Genomic DNA, 20,142 nt, shown 5'->3' with positions numbered 1-20,142 from the left:
CCTCCCGCCTGCATCATCTATGTTTTCGTTTCACTACGATGCTGCTCGAATAGCCGCTGCGCCAGCAGCGCATGGCCGAGCGTGCCGCCGGCGCGCACAGCGGCCGCGATCAACGCGGCTTCGGCGACTTCCTCGCGCGTCGCGCCGGCTTTCGCTGCCTGCGCCGTATGCACGTCCAGGCAATAGGCGCATTGCGTGGTGAGTGCCACCGCGAGCGAGATCAGCTCGCGGTATTTCGGCGGGATCGAACCGTCCTTGCGCTCGACCGCGTGGTTGAACGCAAGGAACGCGTTGGCCTCCACCGGCGCCAACGCCACGAAAGCGGGGACAGACTTCAGATCGTCAGGCGTTTGATAATTGGTCATGTCTCACCTCGTCAAATACTCGCGCATCAAGGCGCGGGCGCGATGCAGGCGCGCCTTCACGGTCTGCCTGGACGCTCCGAGCGCGGCGGCGATTTCGTCGATGGTCATTTCCTTGACGTCCCGCATCAGCGCGACATCGCGATAGTGCGCTGGCAACGCTTCAAACGCAGCCGCCACGTCAAGACGCAAATCCACTTCGGAGCGCGACAGCAGCAGAGCCTCCGCCTCGCCGTCGTCGATCGATGGCGCAAGGCCCGCCTTGCGCGCGAGCCGCAGACATTCGCGGCGGACCACGCTGAACAGCCACGCGGAAAACGCGACGAGCGAGCGGATCGTACCGACATGGCGGAACAGGATCCACATCGCCTCCTGGGTTGCATCCTCGGCATCCGCCGAGCTGCGGCAGGTGGCGCGTGCGTAGCGGCGGATATCCGGCTGCGCCGTCTCGAGCAGAGACGCGATCGCCTGGGGATCGCCGAGCCGGGCCGCCTCGAACAGGCTTGACGAGATCGCCGCCGCACTCACGACACGCCTCCTCGTCCGATCCCGGCCATCGCGCACATCGGGCAATAGCCGACGAGCCCCGTCAATGCGAAGCCTGCGCCCCCGAGCGCCACCAGCCACGCCGCGACGCCGGCGAGATACACGAATGCGGCAATCGCAACCGCAATTCCGAGCGCAACCCGCACCGCCTGATGCAGACCGCCGATATTCTTCCTGTAGAATGCCATCACATCCTCCGAAATGAGCCGAAGCAAAATGCCTCGACCATCAAGAGGGCGCGAAGGCCGGAAAGGATTCGCGGACGCCGGCAATTTCTTCGCGATCAGCCCCCGACCGCCTGGTAGGCCAGGCGCTTGAACTCGAAGAAGAACGGGTTCCAGAAGCCCATATGGCGCTGGGCCATCAGCACGCCGGCGGTGTTGGCCTGCGGACAAATCCACCAATGGGTGCCGGCAAGCCCGCCCCACTGGAATTCGCCGGTCGAATTCGGGGGATCGAACGGCGTCGGCGCAAAGGTGACGGCGCCGCCGAGACCAAAGCCCTTGCCGGGAATCGGCCCGAGATTGGCAAATCGGATGGTCTGGCCCGCGGGCAACTGGTTCGTCATCATCTGCTGCAGCGTGTCCGGCTTCAGCAGCGCATCCGGACCGGGTCGCAGCGCGCGTACCAGCGCGAGCATGTCGGGCAAGGTCGAGACCAGACCGCCGCCGCCCGAGAGCCGCGGAAACGGCCGCCGATAGGCCTGCGGATAAGGCAGATTGTCGGCCCGCGTCAGGCCCGGCTTCATCGGATCAAGCACGTCGGCGCCGGTGTAGAGCGCAACCAGCCTGCCCTGCTGCGCCTCGGGCACTGAGAAGCCCGTATCGACCATGCCGAGGCGATCGAAGATGCGCGCCTTGAGGAAGGTGTCGAGCGCATGGCCGGAGACAACCTCGACCACGCGGCCGAGCACGTCGGTCGCGACCGAATATTCCCAGCCCGCGCCGGGATGATAGGACAGCGGCAGATCGGCGAGCTTGTCGATCATGTCGGAGAGCGGCGTCAACGGATTGAGCACGCGCGCCTCGTTATAGCCTTTGAACAGCACAGTGCCGGGATCGAAGATGCCGTAGCTGAGGCCCGAGCTGTGGGTCAGCAGCTGGCGGATCGTGATCGAGCTCTTCGCCGGCTCGACATCGAAGGCTCGCGGCACCCTGCTTCAGCACCTTGCGATTGCCGAGCTGCGGCAGGAATTTTTCGACGGGATCATCAAGCCCGATGCGGCCCTCCTCGACCAGCAGCATGATCGAGCACGTCACGAAGATCTTGGTATTGGAAAACGCGCGGAAAATATGGTCAGACCGGAGCGCCGTCTTCGCCTCGCGATCGGCAAAGCCGACGCATTGCTGGTCAACCACCTCATGACCACGGAGCACGGCCCAGGACACACCCGGAATGATCTCCTGATCGACATAGCGTTCCATCGCCGTCCGTGCGGCGGAAAAATCCGTTGTCCTGACGTCCATGTGTTTCCCCCAAATTATGGTTCGGATGGATATAGCGCGCTTTCGCGGGAAATGAAGACCGTCCGATCGGCCCTCAAATCTTCATCAGCGCCGTGACGTGCAGCCGGCGACGGATCTTCATGCCCTGCCGTTCGTACAGCGCAATCGCCGAGGCGTTATGAGAAAACACGTGCAGGAACGGAATTTCGCCGCGCGCCTCGATCCGGCGCGCGACCGCCGCGAGCAGCGCCTGCGCGTAGCCGCGCCCACGACAGTCCGGATGCACGCAGACGGCCGTCATCTCGACGAACTTTCCCGGCTTCATCCGCTCGCCCGTCATCGCAACCAATTCTCCACCAACGCGAATGCCAAGGAAGGTGCCGAGCTCATGGGTGCGCAACGCGAACGGACCAGGCTTGGTCAGCTCCGTCAGCGCCATCATGGCGGCGACGTCGGCCGCGCCCAATTTGACGATCTCGGCATCGCGAAGCGGACTGTCGGCCGGCGAGCCGATCATCTGCTCGCCGGTCTCGGCGAGCACGACCTTGAAGCCGGCGGGAACGTCGACCGGCTCCGGCGTGAACAGCGCGGCGACCTGCGAGCCCGCCAGGAGATCACCGAGCGCGGCGAAGCTTGCCTCAGACATGTCGACCATGTCGGCAAACGGCGTCATGTCCACGGGATAGCGCCGCGCGCGCGGGCCGCCCTCCGCCAGATGCTTCTGGCTCGTCGTCAGCGCACTCCAGATCGGACGATCCAGTAGCCGCTCATCGCCGTCGGACACCGGCCTAGTCCTTGTCGAAGCTGACGATGACGGCGGCGTTGGCGATGAGGATGGGATCGTTGGCCACTTCCGTGGCCGAGGGAATCTCCAGCCCGCCCTTGACCGCAGTCACGGTCACCGTGCCGTAAGGCAGCTCCTTCGCAACGGCGTCCTTGTCCACCGCCTCAGGGTTGGGCACCGCAATCGTGACGTCGACGAACATATCGTTCGCGGTCTTGCCGATCATCCGGAAGAATCCGAGGCTCGAATGCCTGATGGCATCCGATACGGCACGCTTCGCCGCCTTGGTGGCGTCCCTGCCGTGAACGTCGACGCCCATGCCCATCTCGGTGATACAGCGAACGCGAGTCATGTCTTATTCCTGTGGTTGGTTGAGCTACGTTGATGCAGGTTGTTATCGGATTTTGGCTGATCAGCATACTCCGTCATTGCGAGGAGCAAAGCGACGAAGCAATCCAGACTGCCTCCGCGGAAAGATTCTGGATTGCTTCGCTGCGCTCGCAATGACGATGTGGCGAGAGCATCGACCACATCACGCCTTCGACTTCTCGTGCGCCCGCAGTTCATCTACCAGCACGCGCACATTCTCCGAATAGTCGATCGGGATCACGACCAGATGCACGCCACCCTCCTTGAAGGCCGCATCGAGCGTCGGGCCGAAGCTGTCGATGCTCTCGATGCGATGTCCCTTGGCACCGTAGGCCTTCGCGTAAAGGACGAAATCGGGATTGCCAAAGGTCATGCCGTAATCGGCGAAGTGATCGACGGCCTGCTTCCAGCGGATCATGCCGTAGGCGTTGTCCTCGAGCACCAGCACGACCAAATTGAGCTTGAGGCGGACGGCGGTCTCCATCTCCTGGCTGTTCATCATGAAGCCGCCGTCGCCGGCAACCGCGAGCACGCGGCGCTCGGGATAGAGCATCGCAGCCATCATGGCCGACGGCAGGCCGGCTCCCATCGTCGCCAGCGCATTGTCGAGCAGCAGCGTGTTGGCGACGCGGGTTCGGTAGTTGCGCGCGAACCAGATCTTGTACATGCCGTTGTCGAGCGCGACGATGCCGTTCTCCGGGATCACCTGCCGGATGTCGTGCACGATGCGCTGCGGTGTCGGCGGCCAGCGCGCCTCGGTCGCGCGGTCGGCGAGGTGCCTGAGGATCTCCTCGCGCAACGGCAAGAGTGCTGGCGCCTGCGGCAGCTTGCCTTCGAGCCGGTCGGCGAGCAGCTCCAGGCTCGGGCCGACGTCGCCGACGACCTCGGCATCGGGGAAATAGACCAGCTCGACGCTCGCCGGCGTGTAGCTGACGTGAATGACCTTCGGTCCCGACGGCCCCATGATGAAGGGCGGCTTCTCGATCGGATCATGGCCGATCGCCACGATCAAATCGGCTGCATCGATCGCATCATGGACGTAGTCGCGCTCGGACAGCGCCGCCGTGCCCATGTAGAGATTGGTGCCGCCGGGCACCGTGCCCTTCCCCATCTGTGTCGTGAAAAACGGAATGCCGGTTCGCCGAACGAAGCTGGCGATGCCGTGGGTCGAGCTCGGCCGGCTGGTCGCAGCTCCCATCATCACCAAGGGACGTTTTGCGGCCAAGATCATCTCGGCCGCGCGGTCGAGCGCGGCGCGATGGGCGACCGGAATTTCAATCGGATGGACCGGGATCACGGGGACGGCCGGCACTTCGTCGCCCGCGATGTCCTCGGGCAGCTCGAGATGCACCGGCCCCGGCCGTTCCTCCATCGCCACGCGAAAGGCATCGCGCACCACGGTCGGAATGCTGGAGGCGCTGATGATCTGCCGGGAGAGCTTCGTCAGCGGCTTCATGGTCGCAACCACGTCCACGATCTGGAAGCGCGCCTGCCGGCTGCTCATGATCGGCTTCTGGCCGGTGATCAAAATCATCGGCATCGCGCCGAGATGTGCATAGGCGGCGCCCGTGGACAAGTTGAGCGCGCCCGGACCGAGCGTCGAGAGACACACTCCCGGCTTGCCGGTGAGCCGACCGTGCGTGGCGGCCATGAAGGCCGCGGCCTGCTCGTGACGGGTCAGGACCAGCTCGATCTTGGAGGTGCGCAGTGATTCGACGAGGTCGAGATTTTCCTCTCCGGGGATACCGAAGATGCGATCGACGCCCTCGTTCTCCAGCGCCGCGACAAACAGGTCCGATCCTTTTGCCTTGCGTTCCTGCCCGCTCATATCGCCTCCGCTCGCTGTGCGTCCCGTGGTCGGGAGCGATCACATGGTAGCGGCTCGTGGCGCAGGCACAACTCACAAAGAGGCGGGCGATTGTCCCAACATCGTCAATACGATCGCAGCGAAGCAATCCAGAATCTTTCCGCGGATATTTCTGGATTGCTCCGCCGCGCTCGCAACGACGCCGTTTCCGAATTCCGGTAGAGCGGATTGACCGACTGTTCGGGCATTTTGCCTGTCGGGCTACGAAGCTCTACAGCTTCGCCTCGGCAAAGATGCCTGATATCCAGTCGAGGAAGACGCGCAGGCGGAGTGCAAGCTGTCGGTTTTGTGGATAGAGCGCGGAGAGCGGCGTCGGCGACGGCGGATAGCCGGCCAGGACCTCGACCAGCGCACCGCTGGCGAGATCCGCCGCGAAGCGATAGCGGGGCGCCTGCGTCAGGCCGAAGCCGAGCCGCGCGAGATCTGCCATGGTGTCGGAATTGTTGACGCGAACCCGGCTTGGCAGCACGACATTGCGCAGCGTGCCGGCAACGGAAAACTCCAGCGGCAAAACATCGCCGGTGCGCGATGAGATGAACGCGACCATCTGATGGCCGTCGAGCGTATCAGGCGTCGCGGGCATACCGTGGCTGGCGAGATAGGCCGGGCTCGCCACCGTGATTTCCTCGACCGTGCCGAGGCGCCGCAAAATCATCCCGCTGTCCTCGGGCTCGCCCGACCGGATCGCGCAATCGATGCCCTCGCGCACGAGATCGACCAGCCGGTCGCCCTGCCCGATCTGCAAGTCGAGCTGCGGATGGCGCGCCAGGAATTCCGGCAGGTGCGGCAAGATGAAGGTGCGGGTCAGCAAAGGATGTGCGTCGATGCGCAGCAAGCCACGCGGTCGCGCATCGCGCATCGTGGTTTCGGCTTCCTCGACCTCCGCGAGGATGGCGACGCAGCGGCGGTAATAGTCCTCGCCGTCGAGCGTCGGCGTGACATGCCGTGTCGTGCGTTCGAGCAGGCGCGCGCCCAGCCGCGCCTCGAGCCCGCGCAAAACCTCGCTCGCCGTCGAGCGGGGAATGCCGAGGTCGGCAGCCGCAGCCGTAAAGCTCTGCCGTTCGACGAGGCGGACGAACAGGCGCATGGCGTCAAATCGGTCCATGGCCGATTGTTCACCACAGCCGACAAGTGATGACAAGTTTTTCGCGATTATCCGGTCGCGGCGATCGGGCATTCTCGAACAGGAGCAACCACACCCCATCACACGGAGAGACCCACCATGCCCTTCGCGAATATCAAGATCCCCCAGGCCGCCTTATCGCGGGCGCAGAAGGCGGAGATCGTGCACAACCTCACCGCGCTGTTCGCGCACTATTTCGGCGAAGCGGCGCGGACGCACACCATGGTGCTGATCGAGGAAGTGCCTGATGGCGGTTATGGCCGCGCCGACGAGGTGTTCGTGGTTCCCGACGCCTATCGCGCAAGCGACGCCGCTACCTCAGCTTCAGGCTGAGCTCGGTGCCGCCCTTGAGCGGCAACGTCATCGAGACGAAACCGTTTTTGGGATCGCGGATGAAATCGAGATAGTCGGGCTCGGCATTGTCGTTCATGACGTAGCCGCCGACGCGCAGCTGCGGCGCGACGATCCCGATCACCTCGCGCGCCAGCGAGGGACCGCTCTCACCCGGCCAGCCGTCGATCAGAACGAAGTCGACGGGACCGCCGAGATCGCGCAAGGTTTTTCGCGCATCGCCCTCGCGGATCTCGGCATAGTCGGCAAGGCCGGCCTCGGCGAGATTGCGTTTGGCGGTCTCGACCTTGGCCGGCACAATCTCCGAGCCGATCACGGTGCCGCCGCCATTGTCGCGGATAGCGGCCGCGAAATAGAGCGTGGACATGCCGACCGAGGTGGCGAACTCGGCCACGCGCGTAGCACGCAAGCCACGGCACAGCAGGTAGATCAGTTCGCCCTGCTCGGATTGAATCGAAAAGCCCTGCTCGGCATAGGCGTGGGGATCACGGCTGTTGAAGGAGCCGCGCGGCCCGCCGCCGGCCGGCCGCTGCCGCGCGCCTTGGAGGCGCGCGAGGACGGCGTTGACGCGTGGGTCTTGAATCGGGCTATGGGGCCGATCATTCATGTGTTGCTTCGCCTCTCAGTTATTTGCCGAGGATTTCCGCGGCGGCACGATCCAGGATCGCCGCGATGCGGCGCGCCTCGGCGGGGTCGCTTCCAAGCCTGGAACGCAGCGCGCGCTTGAGGTTGTGGCGGGCACGGTGCAATTCGTCGGAGGCGTCGGCATCGAGATCGCTGACGCCAGCAAAGGCCTCGCGCACCTCGTCCATGCGGCGACCGATCCGCGACAACGCTTGCAGGATTGCATCCGCAGTGGCGCGGTTCTCGGCGAGATGCGCCTCGCCCTGCGGCGTGATGCTGTAGAGCTTTCGACCGCCATCCTGCTCGACGCTGCTGTGGCCGACCTCTTCCAGATAAGTCAGCGCCGGATAAATCACGCCCGGGCTCGGCGTGTAGAAGCCGTCGGACCGCTCCTCGATAATCTTGATCAGCTCGTATCCATGAGCCGGCTTTTCGGCGAGCAACGCCAGGATCACGAGTTGGAGGTCCTGCGAGGACAGCCGCCTTGCGCCGGGGAAATCGCCCCCCGGGCCGCGCCCGAAGAAGCCATGCCCGCCGCGGCCGAAGCGCCGTCCGCCGCCGTGCCGGCCCATGACGAAATGGGCGAAATGCCCAAAATGGAAGTCTTTGTGGTCTCGTCCGTGGTGCATATCGTACGTCCTTTTGTAAAACATATCTTACGATATAATTTGCGATAGACAGTCCACAACCCACAAATCTGTGATCGGGCGCCTTGGCGCCGGTCCCGGCTCGGGGGACCAGCACCGCCGCGGGCCGATTACTCCGCGGCTTCGCTGTGGGGAACGCCCTGCTCGACCTCGAGCTGAAGGATGTCGTTGAAGCGGTTGAAGGCACCACAGAGCGCGATGCGCCAGGTCAGCTCGACGATCTGGGCTTCCGAGAAATGCGCGCGCAGGCGGGCGAATATCTCGTCGCGGGTCTTGTTCCAATTGTTGGTGACGGCGATGGAATATTCGACGACGAGCTTGTCGAGCTCATCGAGCTCGGGGTGGTCCTTGTAATCGACGAGGCGCGCGGCGCCCTCCTCCGACACGCCCTGCACCGCCAACTTCGGCGCATGATGCGAGACGCAATAGTCGCATTTGTTGAGCAGCGAGACCGTGACCAGCGCGAGCTCCAGATGGCGCTTCGAGACATTGGCTTCTTCAGCAAGATCGACCAGCAGCGACCACATATGCTTGAAGATCGGCAGGCGGTGGGCCATGACACCGGCCTGGTTCTCGAACGCGCCGTAGGTCGTCATCTTGTCCCACAACGGCCTCAGCGTCTCCGGCAGATCGTCCCTGGTCTTGATCGAAACGCGCGACATGGCAATTCATCCCTGGTTGGAAGACGCATGTTGCCATAACGGCGGGCCTTTCGTCTCAAGTGCGAGCGCATGACACCCAAGACATTCGAAGCCCGCTGCCTGCGCCTGCCCGCGGCCACCAAGGTGGTGCAGTGGGAAGGCACCTCCGTGTTCAAGGTCGGCGGCAAGATGTTCGCGCTCGGCGGCGGCTTTGCCGCGGGCTCCGGCGGCTACATGTTCAAGGTCTCGGACATGGCCTATGCGATGCTGATCGAGCATGGCGTGGCACGACCGGCGCCCTATCTGGCGCGCGCCAAATGGGTGCAGCTCGCCGGCAACAATGCACTTCCCGATGCGGAACTCACCGCCTATCTGGCGCAGGCCCATGCCCTGATCGTCGCAAAGCTCACGCGCAAATCGCGCAAGGCGCTCGGGCTGGACTAAGCACTCTCCACAACGTGATGCGCTGATCAACGTACTCCCATTGGACTTTTGCTGCACCGCACCTAGCTCGAAGCAAAGCCCATTCGAGATGGAGTGCTCCATGAGCAAGCCCAACACCACTGCAGCCAACACTTATCGCTATGAACTCGTGCATGATGATGATGACGCCGACTTCGTCGCTTACCAGCGCCGTCGCGAAGACGGGTTCTGGCAGACTTTTGCGACCTGGATGATTCCGCGCACGGTCTGCAACTAGAGCCGCGCGCTTTTCCTCGTACTTGTATCGGAGGCGGACGCCGCCTCCGACTTTCCCAGCGGGAAGGCGCTGCCCGCTCAGCGTTTCTTCTCTCCGGCCGCCTGGGTCGCGCGCAGCAGGTTGTCGCGCAGCCGGCTCACCGTCTTCTGCACCACCGGAAAATCGTCGCCGAGGCCGGTCGCCTCGATCACGGACTCGCCGAGATCCTGTTCGATCAGTTTTCGGCCGCCCGGCGTCAGGCTTACCCGCACCTGCCGCTCGTCCGCGGGATCGCGGTGGCGCTTGATGTAACCGATCTGCTCGAGCTTCTTCAGGATCGGCGTCAGCGTGTTGGATTCCAGGAACAGCTTTTCGCCGAGCGCGCTGACGGTCTGCTCATCCTCGTCCAACAGCGCCACCATGGCGATGTACTGGGTGTAGGTCAGCCCGACCTTGTCCAGCAGGGGCTTGTAGGCGCGGCCGAAGGCCAGATTGGCCGAATAAACGGCAAAGCACAGGAAATTCGACAGTTTTCGGCCTTTGCCGGCGGCTTTGGCGGGACGGGACACGTGAACCTCCGCAATTCGTGATCTCCGCGTCAATATAAATCGCATCCGATTAAATCGGAAGAGCTTGACCGGACAGAGCGACGGGTTTATTTCAGAACGCATCCGATTAGATCGGATACGATTTAAGTCGAGCCCGAAAGGATCCGCCATGACCACCGCTGCAAAGCTTCTCTTCACCGGCAAGACCCACGTCACCTCCGGCCCCGGCGGCGCCGCGCACGCGGACGACGGGTCTCTCGATATCAAGCTGGCCCAGCCGCACCCGGCCGCCGAGAACCTGTTCGCCGCCGCCTGGTCGGCCTGCTACCTCGGCGCGCTCGGCCTCGCCGCCGCCCAGCGCAAGGTCAAGCTGCCGAGTGAGCCGTCGGTCGACACCACGATCGACCTGAACAATGCGAACGGCGCCTTCTTCCTGCGGGCCCGTCTCGACGTCAGCGTTCCCGGCGTCGATCGCACGGTCGCCCAGGAGTTGATCGAGGCGGCGCACGGCATCTGCCCCTACTCCAAGGCCGTTCACGGCAACATCGAGGTGACCACCACCCTCGTCTGACCCGCCATCAAGCCAACATCAGGAGCCGACCATGAGCCCCTATCCATTACGAACCCTGCGCATGCTTGCGAGCGCTGCCGTGCTCGCCACCAACCTTCTCACCCTGCCGGCGGCAGCCCAGCCGGCCGGCGTCACGCGCACCGACCTCCAGCGCCATGATCTCAGCGCGCCCGGCCGCGAGGCGATCCAGGTCCGCGTCGACCTCGCGCCCGGAGTTGCGTTCGGCCGGCACACTCATCCAGGCGAGGAGATTATCTATGTGCTGACAGGCGCCATCGAATACGACGTCGAGGGCAAGCCCCCGGTGACGCTTAGGGCAGGCGACGTGCTGTTCATTCCGGCCGGAGCGGTTCATGCGGCGAAGAACGTCGGCACGGACACCGCGAGCGAGCTTGCGACCTATATCGTCGCCAAGGACAAGCCGCTGCTGACGCTGGTGAAGTGAGACCGGCCGTCTCGATTGACCCGCACACAATGTCTGACTAAAGTCAGGTATCATGCTCGATCCCGTCTCCCGCGTCCGCCGCTTCAATCGCGCCGTAACCTCCGCCGTCGGCGCGCTCGACACTTCGTTCCTCGGGCGCGGCCGGCCGCTCGGGGCGGCGCGGGTGCTCAATGCGATCGGACATGGGCGCTCGGACGTGGCGGAGATCCGCGATTATCTCGGGCTCGATTCCGGATTGATGAGCCGGCTGCTCCGCAGCCTCGAGGACGAAGGGCTGGTCGAGACCACGACGCATGAGGACGATGCGCGCCGCCGTGTCGCGACGTTGACGCGTGCGGGACGGCGCGAGTTCGCAGCCTACGAGGCGCTGTCCAATACGCAGGCCGAAGGCTTCCTGGTGCAACATTCGCAGCGCGAGGCACTGCTGGCGGCGATGGACCTGATCGCCTCCGCATTGACGCGCGAGCGCGTCGCGTTGGACGAGATGGATCCGCGGAGTGAAGAAGCACGTTATTGCCTGCGCGAGTACTATTCCGAGCTCGGCCGCCGCTTCAAGCAGGGTTTTGACGTCTCGCTGTCGCGCGATCCAGACGCCAAGGACATGCGCCGGCCGCGCGGCACCTTCATCGTCGCGATGTCCGACACGCTGCCGATCGGCTGTGTCGGATTGAAGGGAACGGATCACGGCTATGCCGAGATCAAGCGTCTCTGGGTTGCCCCTGCAGCGCGCGGATTGCGGCTCGGCCGGCGCCTGATGGACGCGGCCGAGAATGCCGCACGCGACCTCGGCATCACGCTGCTGCGGCTCGACACCAACAGCGCGCTCGCCGAGGCCGGCCAGCTCTACCGCACCACGGGCTGGCGCGAGATCCCCCGCTTCAACGATGATCCCTACCCGGATCTCTTTTTCGAAAAGCACATCCAGTCATAGACCTCGTCACGCCGCCGCCGCCGCGGCCTCGCCTTGCGGCTTCGCGAATGGCCTGAAATTCATCGCCATCAGGAAGGCGCCGAGGCCCATCGCCCAGGAGGCGATATAGAGCCAGGCGTAGCTTGAGAACGCGTCGTAGATCAGGCCGCCGGCGAGCGGGCCGGTCGCCATGCCGAGGCTGCCGGCCATCGCCGTGCCGCCGATCACCGTGCCCATCATGCGCAGCGGAAAGTTTTCGCGCACCAGCACGGCGTAGAGCGGCATGGTGCCGGCATAGATGAAGCCGAAGACGGCACCGACCGCGTAGAACGTCGCGAGCTGCTGCGCGAAGACATAGGCGAGCGCGCCGAACGCCTGCAACAGCAACCCCGTCACCAGCACCCTCTTGGCGCCGAAACGATCGCCGAGCAGCCCGAAGGCGATACGGCCGCCCATGCCGGCAAAGCCCTCGATGCTGTAGATCGTCACAGCCGCGATCAGCGGGATGCCGCAGCTCACGGCATAGCTGACGGTGTGAATGATCGGGCCCGAATGGGTGGCGCAGCAGAAGAAGTTGGTGGCGAGCAGGATCATGAATTGCGGCGAGCGCAGCGCCTCGCCCAGCGACATCTCCCCTTGCGGCGCGCTCTCGCCCGCAGGCGCGGCCACGAGATGCGCGAGCGCGGGCGGGCGTCGCACCAGGAACGAGACCGGGATCATGATGGCGCCGACCACCAGCGCCACGATCTGCATCGAGGTGCGCCAGTCGTGGCCGGAGACGAGCCAGGCCGCGAGCGGCGCCATCGTCATCGGCGCCATGCCCATGCCGGCCGACACCAGCGACACAGCCAGGCTGCGATGGGTGTCGAACCAGCCGGTGACGGTCGCCATCATCGGCGCGAAGATCGCCGCGCAGGAGGCACCGACCAGAAGGCCGAACATGACCTGGAACGCCAGCAGCGAGGTCGCATGGCTTGCGGCGAACAGGCTGAGCGACAGCACTATCGATCCTGTCAGCACCACCGGCAGCGGCCCGTATCTGTCGGTCGCCGTGCCCCAGGCCATGCTGGTGAAGGCCATCGCCAGGAAGCCGATCGTCATCGCGCTGGAAATGCCGGTCACCGACCAGCCGGTGTCCTTGGCGATCGGCTGGAGGAACACCGGCAGCGAAAACATGCCGCCGATCGCGACGCAGCCGAGCAAGCCGCCGGCGGCGACGATCACCCAGCGATAGGAAGAAGCGTTCATTTGGGTCTCCCGTCAGGTCTGTCTGGGTGGAAGACGAATGGGAACTGCGCCTGCCGACAACGGCATCGAGGACACCAGATTTTTTTGGCGCCGCCAAACAAAGATCCCGAAAACAACCCCATGCACAGTAGCCGGCCGCCGCCGGATCAAGGACTTACCAACGACCCGCAACGTCAGGGCCGCGTTTGACACGTCGGGCAAAACACCGGCACAATGTCATCATCCCGCCAACGCGATCTCATCATGCTCGGACGCTGCCGATCTGGCGCACGCCACCGATCCGGTGCGCTGTCAATGCTCCGATTTCGGAGGGAATGCTTGCATGCCGAAAATTGATATAGCCACCGTGCCGGGCCGGAAAGGCTCCGGTTATCCCGCGCCGCTCGACGCGCCCTGCGCCGAGCGCATCCGCCAACGGCTGGGCAATGCCGGAAAGCTTAAGGATTTCGGCGTCAACCTGATGCGTCTGCCACCGGGCAGCTGGTCGAGCCAGCGACACTGGCATTCGCATGAGGACGAGTTCGTCTATGTGCTCGAAGGCGAGCTGACGCTTGTCGAGGACGAGGGCGAAACCGTGCTGAGCGCCGGCGACTGCGCCGCCTTCCCGAAGGGAAGCGGCAACGGCCATCACATGATCAACCGGTCCGATGCAACGGCCGTCTACCTCGAAGTCGGCTCGCGCTCGCCCGATGACCTCATCACCTGCTCCGACGTCGACATGATGAGCCCGGCTTCCAGCGGCCGGTTCCTGCACAAGGATGGCACGCCTTATCCGCGCGAATGAACGGCAACGGCGACGCCTCACATGGCTGCGCCACGCCGCCACTCGGTCACGGTCAGCCATACCGCCGAGACCAGGAAGTAGATCGCGCCGACCGCAGCGTAGCCCGCGACATTCGCGATCGTTGGAGACATCGGCGTCGTGGCCTGAAAGATGAAGAAGCCACCGGCCAGAGCCGACTGGCCGCCGCTGAGCACCATGGCCCACTGCGCGCCAAAACTTCTCCAGCGGCGAATCGCGGTCCCCAGCTGGAGCAATCCGGACAGGATCGCCCAGGCCCCGAAGACGCCGAGCACCCCGTTCATGCTCATCTGCAAGGCGACGAGGACCGCGACAGTGGTCACCAGGCTGACCAGAACGTTCAGCGCCTGCGTGCGATTTTGAGTGAGCCCGCCACTGCGCAACGCGTCGACCAAGTTCGCCGCCGCATCCCATGCCGGATAGAGCACGAGCAAGGCTCCTGCGATCGCCGCAGATGGCGACCCGACGGCAAAGGCGGCAACGACCCACGCGACGGAGAACGCCGCCCGGATGAAGTAGTAGAATTTCAGCCATTGCTCGCGGTCGGCCCGAACGAGATCCAATTGATGATGCGTCACTGCACTCTCTCCTTTACCTACTAGTTGGTAGCTTTCCCGCACAACAAGTCACCCTCGCCCGCAAGATCACCTGCGGGCGTGTCGTTGTCGTCTCGTCGATATGTTTCAGTGCCTGGCGGACAACCGATCCAGCAGCGGCCCGGTGATCACACCGAACATCTTTGGATCGCCATAGGCACGCGCCGACAGCATCGCGCCGTGAACGGTCGCCATGAAGCCTTCAGCCTCGATCTTCGCTGCGCTGGAGAGATGCAGCTGCCCCTTCCGCTTGCCGCGCTCCATCACCGAGGTCAGCCACGACGCCAGCGAACGGAAATGCGCGCGGACCTCAAGCGCCACCTGCTCCGGCAGGATCGGTAGCTCGCAGGCAAGCAGCGCACACACGCAGAAAGGCGCCGTCGCATCATTGATGCACGCCTCCCAATACCGGACATAGCTTTTGAGCTGGTCGCGGGGGTCCGCGACATTGCGTTCGAGCGCGGACAGTCCCGCCTCGGCTTCCGCGCGATAGCGCGACACGAGGGTTCGGACCAGATCGACCTTGCTGGCGAAATGGTGGTGGATGCTCGGCTTGCGGATACCGACGATTTCGGCCACGTCGGCATAGCTGAAGCCGTTATAGCCGCCCGCGATGATCAGGGTGCGCGCGCAGGCCAGGATGTCGTCGGCCGTCGAGGAAACGTTGGTCATGGCGGATTAACTACCTTCCAGTTGGTAGGTAGTCAAGAACGGGATGCTTCAACCATCCGTGAGTGGTAGGGAGCCTGCATGACCATTCGTCCCCTCCTCCGCTATCCCGATCGCCGGCTCGCGACGCCGGCCCATCCCGTCACCGCATTCGACGGCGCGTTGCGCGAGCTTGCAGCCGACCTGCTCGACACCATGCGCGCCGCGCCCGGCATCGGCATCACGGCGCCGCATATCGGCGTGCCCTTGCGCGTCGTCGTGCTCGAGCTCGACGCCAAGGCGGGCCCGCAAACCTACGTCAATCCGGAGATCGAGTGGGCTTCGCCCGAGATGATCCTGCACAAGGAAGGCAGCGTCTCGATGCCCGGCGTCAACGACGAGGTCCAGCGCCACGCACGGGTGCGGATCAGCTATCAGGATGTTGACGGCAACACGCACAGCGAGGAGTCGGACGACTTGCGCGCCGTCTGTCACCAGCACGAGATCGACCAGCTCGACGGCATGTTCTGGATTCAGCGGCTGTCGCGGCTGAAGCGGGAACGGCTGGTGAAGAAGTATGAGAAGATGTCGCGGGATTGAGCGCATCGCCAGTGCAGGCTCCCCGACAGCCGGGGTTGTGGCCGCGTGTCGCAATTCGGCGATGCTCATGGATTTCGGTAGAGGTCGGCACTGGGTCTCGGCATACAGAGCGAGATTTCAGAGAGAACTCCCGCCACTGCAGCTCCAGGTTTGCACGAAATTCAAGCCGATTGGCGTTGTACTTCCAGAGGGCGTGTACTCATTGAGGCGAGATGTCCGCTTTCGGATGCGAAGCAGAACTCACGTGCTCGATCCAAGCCTTACCGGTCGTGACCCAACTCGGACCTTCCGAGTTGCCGCACGCTTACTGCCGCCGTGCAACAGCAAATGCCGCCTCGGGGCAACAGGGCCCTCCCGCGATTACCGCTCACAGGTTCGCAACAAAGTGCTAGGCTCCTCCTGGCCCCAGCGACGAATTTTTGGCTGGCCGTTCGGAGAGCGCTGTGACGGAGCAGCGGGTTCAAAGGCGATTAGCGGCGATTTTGGCTGCCGACGTGGTCGGTTACTCTGCGTTGATGCAACGCGCTGAGGAAGCTACCTATGCCGAGTTCGAGCGGCTCAAGCGAGAACTGATCGAGCCGAGCCTCTCCCGCCACGAAGGCCGTCTAATCAAGACAACGGGTGATGGCGCACTCGCCGAGTTCGCCAGTCCCCTGGCCGCCATGAGATGCGCGGTTGAGATACAGGATCATCTCGCCGAGGGTAGCGGTCCATTCAAGCTACGCATCGGGCTCAACCTTGGTGACGTGATCGTTGGACAGGACGACGACCTCTACGGCGACGGGATCAACATTGCTGTTCGGCTGGAGGGGATCGCCGATCCGGGCGGTATCCTGATTTCCGACAAGGTCTACAACGAAGTCGAGGGCAAGCTAGACGCTGGCTTCGAGGATCGTGGCGAGCAGCAGCTCAAGAACATCTCCAAGCCGGTCCGCGCCTACGCTGTCCGCGCCGGAGCGCCAGGGGCGCTGACAGAGGGGCTGAGTGCGGCCCCGCCACACCCGGACAAGCCTTCCATCGCCGTACTGCCGTTCGAGAACATGAGCGGCGATCCCGAACAGGAATACTTTGCGGACGGAATGGTCGAGGAGATCATCACCGCGCTGTCGCGCTTCAAGTCGCTGTTCGTGATCGCGCGCAATTCGAGCTTCACCTTCAAGGGGCGAGCGGTCGATATCAAGGAAGTCGGGCGAAGGCTCGGCGTGCGCTATGTCCTCGAGGGGTCTGTGCGGAAGGCGTCGGGGAAAGTTCGCATCACAGGGCAGTTGATCGATGCGGTTACAGGCGCGCACATCTGGGTGGACAGGTTTGAGCGTGACCTGACCGACGTTTTTGCTCTTCAGGACGAAGTAACGCTCGCCGTTGTGTCGGCCATTGAGCCAAAGATGCTTCAAACAGAAATTGAATTGGCGACGCGGCGGCGGCCAGAGAACCTCACCTCGTATGATTTTTATCTCCGTGCCATGCCGCAGTTCTACCTAAGGACCCGCGAAGGGTTGGCCGAGGCAATCCGACTGTTCCACCGCGCCTTGGAGCTCGCCCCTCGGTTCGGCGCTGTCGCGGCTCTGGCAGGTGTCTGCCACATGCTCAACGTCCTTTTGGGCTATGCCAACGATCCTCAGTTCGACCGCAAGGAAGCGGTTCGGCTTGCTCGTTTGGCATTGAGCATCGACGATGGCGATCCGGACACGTTAGCAAGGGCTGCCGTAATCTCGGCGTTCATGGTCGGCGATCGTGAAGCCGAGATCGAAATGGCTGACCGGGCGGTCGGGCTCAACCCAAATTCATGGCTCACATGGAGCTGCAGAGGCCATGTCTATAGAATTGCGGGGCTGCCGGAGGAAGCGATCTGGAGCTTTGAACGTGCCGTTCGCATGAGCCCAGTAGACCCGCTACTATACATGACGCTTACTGGCATTGGGCAGGCCCTTATCGAGCTTCGCCGCTTTGACGAAGCCATCGTCGTATTGAAGAAGGCCCTTCGTCAGAACCTTTATTTGGCAACTTACCAATGGCTCGCGTCCGCCTTCGCCCATCTCGGACGTGACGCTGAGGCGCACGACGCGGCGGCGCGTGTGCTTGAGATCGATCCCGCCTTTACAGTATCGGCGCTTATCGCCCGGGCCGGACTATCAAACGCAAAGCTGTTTATTGAGGGTCTTCGGAAAGCGGGGTTGCCCGATTAGCTCTCCATCCCATGAGGCGATTGAATAGCGGCACTCTGCTGCGACGCATGAGTCCGGTCATGGCCCATCGCTTCAGTTTGCGACATGTCCGGAGCGGGTAGTAGACCGGAAGTCGTCGAGCTACGGGCCAACCGACGCGATTGACCCAACTGAGACATTGGCGCACTAGTTTACTGTTGCGCAAGAATGCGGCAGGCGCTGTGGTGAGCTGCAACGCTCCGGCCCGAGCGGAGACAACGGTCACGGCAGACCTGAGCTTGGCTAGACCAGCTCCGCTGAGACCGACGCTGGCGGTCATAAAGCGGATTGCGATTGTCCATCCCAGCGAACCGTCCTCGGGTCTTGCGACGTCGCGGCCTCGAGATGCTTGGGAGCGGTGTGCGCGCGGGCGCCGGTCTCGATGCGCTAACGCACGAAGATGCCTTGCTTAGCGATGGTTGCGCGATATGGCGCCCGTCCTGTTCCTCGGCGGGAGGCGCATCACGACCGCAACTTTCAATTTAGGCAATCTTGGCGACGCGACCGAGACCGGCCGCACCTGCGCCACAGGTGCGCCCCATTGTCATCCCCTCACCTCCTTAATCTGCGTGCCAAGTCGGGGACGTGAATGGGGGACCGCGGCCGCGCGGCTGGCGACATTGAAGATTTGGCAAACAAGCTGTATTGCCGGCGCGCTGACAGCGACTTCGCTTGTCGCGATTGGTCAGATCGCGGTACCGCGCCCAAGCATCGCAACGCCGAATGCAAGAGTGGCTGATGCATTCAGCGGCATCCCGCTGAATGTGACGACGGTTCTGTCAAATGCTGGCGCCGCGTTTCCGGCCCCGGCCATCGAGACGAAATTCGATACAGGATTATCGGCTAATGCGATCGTTGCGGCGGGATTCAGCGCCGCGGCGCCGGACTCGGTGCCGCCGTCCGATGTAACCACTTCGCAAGAGCCAATGGTGCAGGTCGCCAGCCTTGAGGCAGCGTCGCCCGAGAACTCGGCAACGCTACAGCAGGACCGTCCGCCCGTTGCTTCGCCCAATCCGGGCGAAGGCAAACCGTCGTATCTCAAATACTACGTCTACTCGGAAATTCCGCCGCCGGAAAAACCCGCAAAGATCGCCTTGTCGGCGTTGAGCGACGTTCCGCTCGGAACGCCCGTCCAGGAGATCGAACGTGCAGCCGAAGCGTTCGGTGTCGATGTCAACTTCATGAAGGCGGTCGCCAAAATCGAATCCGATTTCAATCCCAAGCAACGCACCGGCTCCTATATCGGCCTGTTCCAGCTGAGCAAGTTTGAGTTCAGCAAATACGGATCGGGCGACATCCTCAATCCTCGCGACAACGCTGTAGGTGCCGCCTACAAGTTTCTCAGCGAGGCTGCGCTATTCGAAATATTGACGCAGAAAAAGCCGACCCTTTCCGACCTCTACCTGATCCACCAGCAGGGCTGGGAAGGAGCCGCCCAACACATCAGCCGTCCGCAGCGGATTGCCTGGAAGTCGATGTGCGCAACCCGGGAGGGCTCGGCAAAGGGCGAGCGATGGTGCAAGCGCGCTATCTGGGGCAATACGCTGCCTGCGGTCAAACGCGAATGGAAGTCGGTCGATGATCTCACCTCGGGTGCGTTCGTGGCGATGTGGCGGGACCGCGTCGACACGCTCTATGCCCGCTATCCTGTGCTAACGGCGGCGGCCGAACGCTCGAGATAGAACAGCTTGCGACTGCGCACACGCACACCTCTGGGTCGACATTCGTTTCGTCGAGAAGCTGTGTCGGCAATCTAGTTTCCGGCGCCAGGTAAGTTTGCGTTCCGCTCAGAGACTGGGTGGCTGTTCGGCTCCCACGGCCGGATTGACCCAATACCTCGACCAGTGCCGCTCCGCGGCCCGGACTCCTAGATTATTCACAGGCAATCACGTCGGCTGATAACCCATCAGCGAAGTGACGACACTCCTCGTTGAGGTCCGCTTAGTGGGGTGAAGCGGACTGGATTTGCTCACTCTGAGTTCTTCGCATTTTGACCCAAATGTATGGTCCGGCCGTGCGTAGCAAGAGGTTCGTCGATCAGGTGGTGAGTGGTCTTGCATCAATGTATCCGGCCTTTGATTGGAGCATTTGCTCCGGGCCATCATGGATATCAGCGCGCGTGCGTTCTCATT

25 protein-coding genes and 1 pseudogene are annotated in these 20,142 nt (G+C 63.4%); 10 read left to right on the top strand and 16 right to left on the bottom strand.

Annotation, left to right across the window (positions count from 1 at the left end):
* Positions 1-17: 17 nt before the first annotated feature.
* The 9 genes and pseudogenes from CT676_RS20770 to CT676_RS20730 all read right to left on the bottom strand — a co-directional run bounded on the left by CT676_RS20770 (position 18) and on the right by CT676_RS20730 (position 6,478).
* Entirely contained in the window at positions 18-365 is a 348-nt protein-coding gene (locus tag CT676_RS20770; RefSeq protein ID WP_135215242.1) for a carboxymuconolactone decarboxylase family protein, read from the bottom strand.
* Between the two features lie 3 nt (positions 366-368).
* Positions 369-890 (bottom strand): sigma-70 family RNA polymerase sigma factor, encoded by a 522-nt coding sequence (locus CT676_RS20765; protein WP_135215241.1) that lies wholly within the window; start codon positions 888-890, stop codon positions 369-371.
* Entirely contained in the window at positions 887-1,096 is a 210-nt protein-coding gene (locus CT676_RS20760; RefSeq protein WP_166095708.1) for a DUF2892 domain-containing protein, read from the bottom strand. Before CT676_RS20760 ends, CT676_RS20765 begins: the two co-directional genes overlap by 4 nt.
* Positions 1,097-1,191: 95 nt before the next feature.
* Positions 1,192-2,061 carry a serine hydrolase domain-containing protein gene (locus CT676_RS20755; RefSeq protein WP_275552116.1) on the bottom strand — a complete coding sequence of 290 codons (870 nt, stop codon included), beginning with the start codon at positions 2,059-2,061 and terminating at the stop codon, positions 1,192-1,194.
* Between the two features lie 85 nt (positions 2,062-2,146).
* Positions 2,147-2,332 (bottom strand): annotated as a pseudogene (locus CT676_RS46080) (serine hydrolase); the annotation flags it as partial.
* A gap of 115 nt (positions 2,333-2,447) precedes the next feature.
* Positions 2,448-3,137 (bottom strand): GNAT family N-acetyltransferase, encoded by a 690-nt coding sequence (locus CT676_RS20750; RefSeq protein WP_167768103.1) that lies wholly within the window; start codon positions 3,135-3,137, stop codon positions 2,448-2,450.
* A gap of 4 nt (positions 3,138-3,141) precedes the next feature.
* Positions 3,142-3,489: a Lin0512 family protein gene (locus CT676_RS20745; protein ID WP_063983745.1), complete on the bottom strand. Its 348-nt coding sequence runs from the start codon at positions 3,487-3,489 to the stop codon at positions 3,142-3,144.
* 180 nt (positions 3,490-3,669) lie between these two features.
* The gene (locus tag CT676_RS20735) at positions 3,670-5,334 is read right to left on the bottom strand and encodes an acetolactate synthase large subunit (RefSeq protein WP_135215238.1); all 1,665 of its coding nucleotides are present in this window, start codon (positions 5,332-5,334) and stop codon (positions 3,670-3,672) included.
* Between the two features lie 250 nt (positions 5,335-5,584).
* Positions 5,585-6,478, bottom strand: a complete 894-nt coding sequence (locus tag CT676_RS20730) for a LysR family transcriptional regulator (protein WP_135215237.1) — start codon at positions 6,476-6,478, stop codon at positions 5,585-5,587.
* A gap of 117 nt (positions 6,479-6,595) precedes the next feature.
* Here CT676_RS20730 and CT676_RS20725 point away from each other — a divergent pair, with 117 nt between their 5' ends.
* Entirely contained in the window at positions 6,596-6,829 is a 234-nt protein-coding gene (locus CT676_RS20725) for a 4-oxalocrotonate tautomerase family protein (RefSeq protein WP_085402808.1), read from the top strand.
* Here the strand turns inward: CT676_RS20725 and CT676_RS20720 are convergent.
* From CT676_RS20720 to CT676_RS20710, 3 genes are all read right to left on the bottom strand, one after another.
* A complete protein-coding gene (locus tag CT676_RS20720) occupies positions 6,810-7,454 on the bottom strand; it encodes a class I SAM-dependent methyltransferase (protein WP_135215236.1) in 645 nt (214 codons plus the stop codon). The genes CT676_RS20725 and CT676_RS20720 overlap by 20 nt on opposite strands.
* A gap of 19 nt (positions 7,455-7,473) precedes the next feature.
* A complete protein-coding gene (locus CT676_RS20715) occupies positions 7,474-8,100 on the bottom strand; it encodes a PadR family transcriptional regulator (RefSeq protein WP_063983749.1) in 627 nt (208 codons plus the stop codon).
* Positions 8,101-8,228: 128 nt separating this feature from the next.
* Positions 8,229-8,780 (bottom strand): carboxymuconolactone decarboxylase family protein, encoded by a 552-nt coding sequence (locus CT676_RS20710; RefSeq protein ID WP_135215235.1) that lies wholly within the window; start codon positions 8,778-8,780, stop codon positions 8,229-8,231.
* 69 nt (positions 8,781-8,849) lie between these two features.
* Here CT676_RS20710 and CT676_RS20705 point away from each other — a divergent pair, with 69 nt between their 5' ends.
* Positions 8,850-9,203 (top strand): MmcQ/YjbR family DNA-binding protein, encoded by a 354-nt coding sequence (locus CT676_RS20705; RefSeq protein ID WP_135215234.1) that lies wholly within the window; start codon positions 8,850-8,852, stop codon positions 9,201-9,203.
* Positions 9,204-9,303: 100 nt separating this feature from the next.
* Positions 9,304-9,459: a hypothetical protein gene (locus CT676_RS20700; protein ID WP_094184234.1), complete on the top strand. Its 156-nt coding sequence runs from the start codon at positions 9,304-9,306 to the stop codon at positions 9,457-9,459.
* A gap of 77 nt (positions 9,460-9,536) precedes the next feature.
* On the opposite strand, the gene CT676_RS20695 is transcribed toward CT676_RS20700, so the two are convergent.
* Positions 9,537-10,007, bottom strand: coding sequence for a MarR family transcriptional regulator (locus CT676_RS20695; protein WP_135215233.1), 471 nt, complete (start codon positions 10,005-10,007; stop codon positions 9,537-9,539).
* Positions 10,008-10,155: 148 nt separating this feature from the next.
* On the opposite strand from CT676_RS20695, the gene CT676_RS20690 reads away from it, so the two are divergent.
* Genes CT676_RS20690 through CT676_RS20680 form a run of 3 tightly spaced genes read left to right on the top strand, consistent with a single transcriptional unit; the run spans position 10,156 to position 11,933 of the window.
* Entirely contained in the window at positions 10,156-10,557 is a 402-nt protein-coding gene (locus tag CT676_RS20690) for an Ohr family peroxiredoxin (RefSeq protein ID WP_135215232.1), read from the top strand.
* Between the two features lie 31 nt (positions 10,558-10,588).
* Positions 10,589-11,002, top strand: a complete 414-nt coding sequence (locus tag CT676_RS20685; protein WP_135215231.1) for a cupin domain-containing protein — start codon at positions 10,589-10,591, stop codon at positions 11,000-11,002.
* Between the two features lie 52 nt (positions 11,003-11,054).
* Entirely contained in the window at positions 11,055-11,933 is an 879-nt protein-coding gene (locus CT676_RS20680) for a bifunctional helix-turn-helix transcriptional regulator/GNAT family N-acetyltransferase (protein WP_135215230.1), read from the top strand.
* A 6-nt stretch (positions 11,934-11,939) separates the two neighbouring features.
* Here CT676_RS20680 and CT676_RS20675 read toward each other — a convergent pair whose 3' ends face one another.
* On the bottom strand, positions 11,940-13,160 hold the full coding sequence (locus tag CT676_RS20675) for an MFS transporter (RefSeq protein ID WP_135215229.1): 1,221 nt from the start codon (positions 13,158-13,160) through the stop codon (positions 11,940-11,942).
* Positions 13,161-13,482: 322 nt separating this feature from the next.
* Between CT676_RS20675 and CT676_RS20670 the strand changes: the two genes are divergently transcribed.
* Positions 13,483-13,944 (top strand): cupin domain-containing protein, encoded by a 462-nt coding sequence (locus tag CT676_RS20670; protein WP_135215318.1) that lies wholly within the window; start codon positions 13,483-13,485, stop codon positions 13,942-13,944.
* Between the two features lie 17 nt (positions 13,945-13,961).
* Here the strand turns inward: CT676_RS20670 and CT676_RS20665 are convergent, their stop codons facing one another.
* Positions 13,962-14,540: a DUF308 domain-containing protein gene (locus CT676_RS20665; RefSeq protein ID WP_135215228.1), complete on the bottom strand. Its 579-nt coding sequence runs from the start codon at positions 14,538-14,540 to the stop codon at positions 13,962-13,964.
* Between the two features lie 105 nt (positions 14,541-14,645).
* Positions 14,646-15,230, bottom strand: coding sequence for a TetR/AcrR family transcriptional regulator (locus CT676_RS20660; protein WP_063983759.1), 585 nt, complete (start codon positions 15,228-15,230; stop codon positions 14,646-14,648).
* A gap of 78 nt (positions 15,231-15,308) precedes the next feature.
* Between CT676_RS20660 and CT676_RS20655 the strand changes: the two genes are divergently transcribed.
* The 3 genes from CT676_RS20655 to CT676_RS45295 all read left to right on the top strand — a co-directional run bounded on the left by CT676_RS20655 (position 15,309) and on the right by CT676_RS45295 (position 19,692).
* Positions 15,309-15,806: a peptide deformylase gene (locus CT676_RS20655; RefSeq protein WP_135215227.1), complete on the top strand. Its 498-nt coding sequence runs from the start codon at positions 15,309-15,311 to the stop codon at positions 15,804-15,806.
* A gap of 443 nt (positions 15,807-16,249) precedes the next feature.
* Entirely contained in the window at positions 16,250-17,992 is a 1,743-nt protein-coding gene (locus tag CT676_RS20650) for an adenylate/guanylate cyclase domain-containing protein (protein WP_135215226.1), read from the top strand.
* A gap of 446 nt (positions 17,993-18,438) precedes the next feature.
* A complete protein-coding gene (locus tag CT676_RS45295) occupies positions 18,439-19,692 on the top strand; it encodes a transglycosylase SLT domain-containing protein (protein WP_244623217.1) in 1,254 nt (417 codons plus the stop codon).
* Positions 19,693-20,142 lie beyond the last annotated feature (450 nt).

This window comes from Bradyrhizobium sp. MOS001 (assembly GCF_004634465.1).
Taxonomy (GTDB): domain Bacteria; phylum Pseudomonadota; class Alphaproteobacteria; order Rhizobiales; family Xanthobacteraceae; genus Bradyrhizobium; species Bradyrhizobium barranii.
Note: the sequence above shows the minus strand (reverse complement) of the source record. Positions and strands in the feature narration are given on the sequence as shown.

Coding starts and splice junctions, on each gene's coding strand:
- CT676_RS20770 (WP_135215242.1), bottom strand. CDS start 365: ATGACCAATTATCAAACGCCTGACGATCTGAAGTCTGTCCCCGCTTTC.
- CT676_RS20760 (WP_166095708.1), bottom strand. CDS start 1,096: ATGGCATTCTACAGGAAGAATATCGGCGGTCTGCATCAGGCGGTGCGG.
- CT676_RS20745 (WP_063983745.1), bottom strand. CDS start 3,489: ATGACTCGCGTTCGCTGTATCACCGAGATGGGCATGGGCGTCGACGTT.
- CT676_RS20735 (WP_135215238.1), bottom strand. CDS start 5,334: ATGAGCGGGCAGGAACGCAAGGCAAAAGGATCGGACCTGTTTGTCGCG.
- CT676_RS20730 (WP_135215237.1), bottom strand. CDS start 6,478: ATGGACCGATTTGACGCCATGCGCCTGTTCGTCCGCCTCGTCGAACGG.
- CT676_RS20725 (WP_085402808.1), top strand. CDS start 6,596: ATGCCCTTCGCGAATATCAAGATCCCCCAGGCCGCCTTATCGCGGGCG.
- CT676_RS20720 (WP_135215236.1), bottom strand. CDS start 7,454: ATGAATGATCGGCCCCATAGCCCGATTCAAGACCCACGCGTCAACGCC.
- CT676_RS20715 (WP_063983749.1), bottom strand. CDS start 8,100: ATGCACCACGGACGAGACCACAAAGACTTCCATTTTGGGCATTTCGCC.
- CT676_RS20710 (WP_135215235.1), bottom strand. CDS start 8,780: ATGTCGCGCGTTTCGATCAAGACCAGGGACGATCTGCCGGAGACGCTG.
- CT676_RS20705 (WP_135215234.1), top strand. CDS start 8,850: ATGACACCCAAGACATTCGAAGCCCGCTGCCTGCGCCTGCCCGCGGCC.
- CT676_RS20700 (WP_094184234.1), top strand. CDS start 9,304: ATGAGCAAGCCCAACACCACTGCAGCCAACACTTATCGCTATGAACTC.
- CT676_RS20690 (WP_135215232.1), top strand. CDS start 10,156: ATGACCACCGCTGCAAAGCTTCTCTTCACCGGCAAGACCCACGTCACC.
- CT676_RS20685 (WP_135215231.1), top strand. CDS start 10,589: ATGAGCCCCTATCCATTACGAACCCTGCGCATGCTTGCGAGCGCTGCC.
- CT676_RS20680 (WP_135215230.1), top strand. CDS start 11,055: ATGCTCGATCCCGTCTCCCGCGTCCGCCGCTTCAATCGCGCCGTAACC.
- CT676_RS20675 (WP_135215229.1), bottom strand. CDS start 13,160: ATGAACGCTTCTTCCTATCGCTGGGTGATCGTCGCCGCCGGCGGCTTG.
- CT676_RS20670 (WP_135215318.1), top strand. CDS start 13,483: ATGCCGAAAATTGATATAGCCACCGTGCCGGGCCGGAAAGGCTCCGGT.
- CT676_RS20660 (WP_063983759.1), bottom strand. CDS start 15,230: ATGACCAACGTTTCCTCGACGGCCGACGACATCCTGGCCTGCGCGCGC.
- CT676_RS20655 (WP_135215227.1), top strand. CDS start 15,309: ATGACCATTCGTCCCCTCCTCCGCTATCCCGATCGCCGGCTCGCGACG.
- CT676_RS45295 (WP_244623217.1), top strand. CDS start 18,439: ATGGCGCCCGTCCTGTTCCTCGGCGGGAGGCGCATCACGACCGCAACT.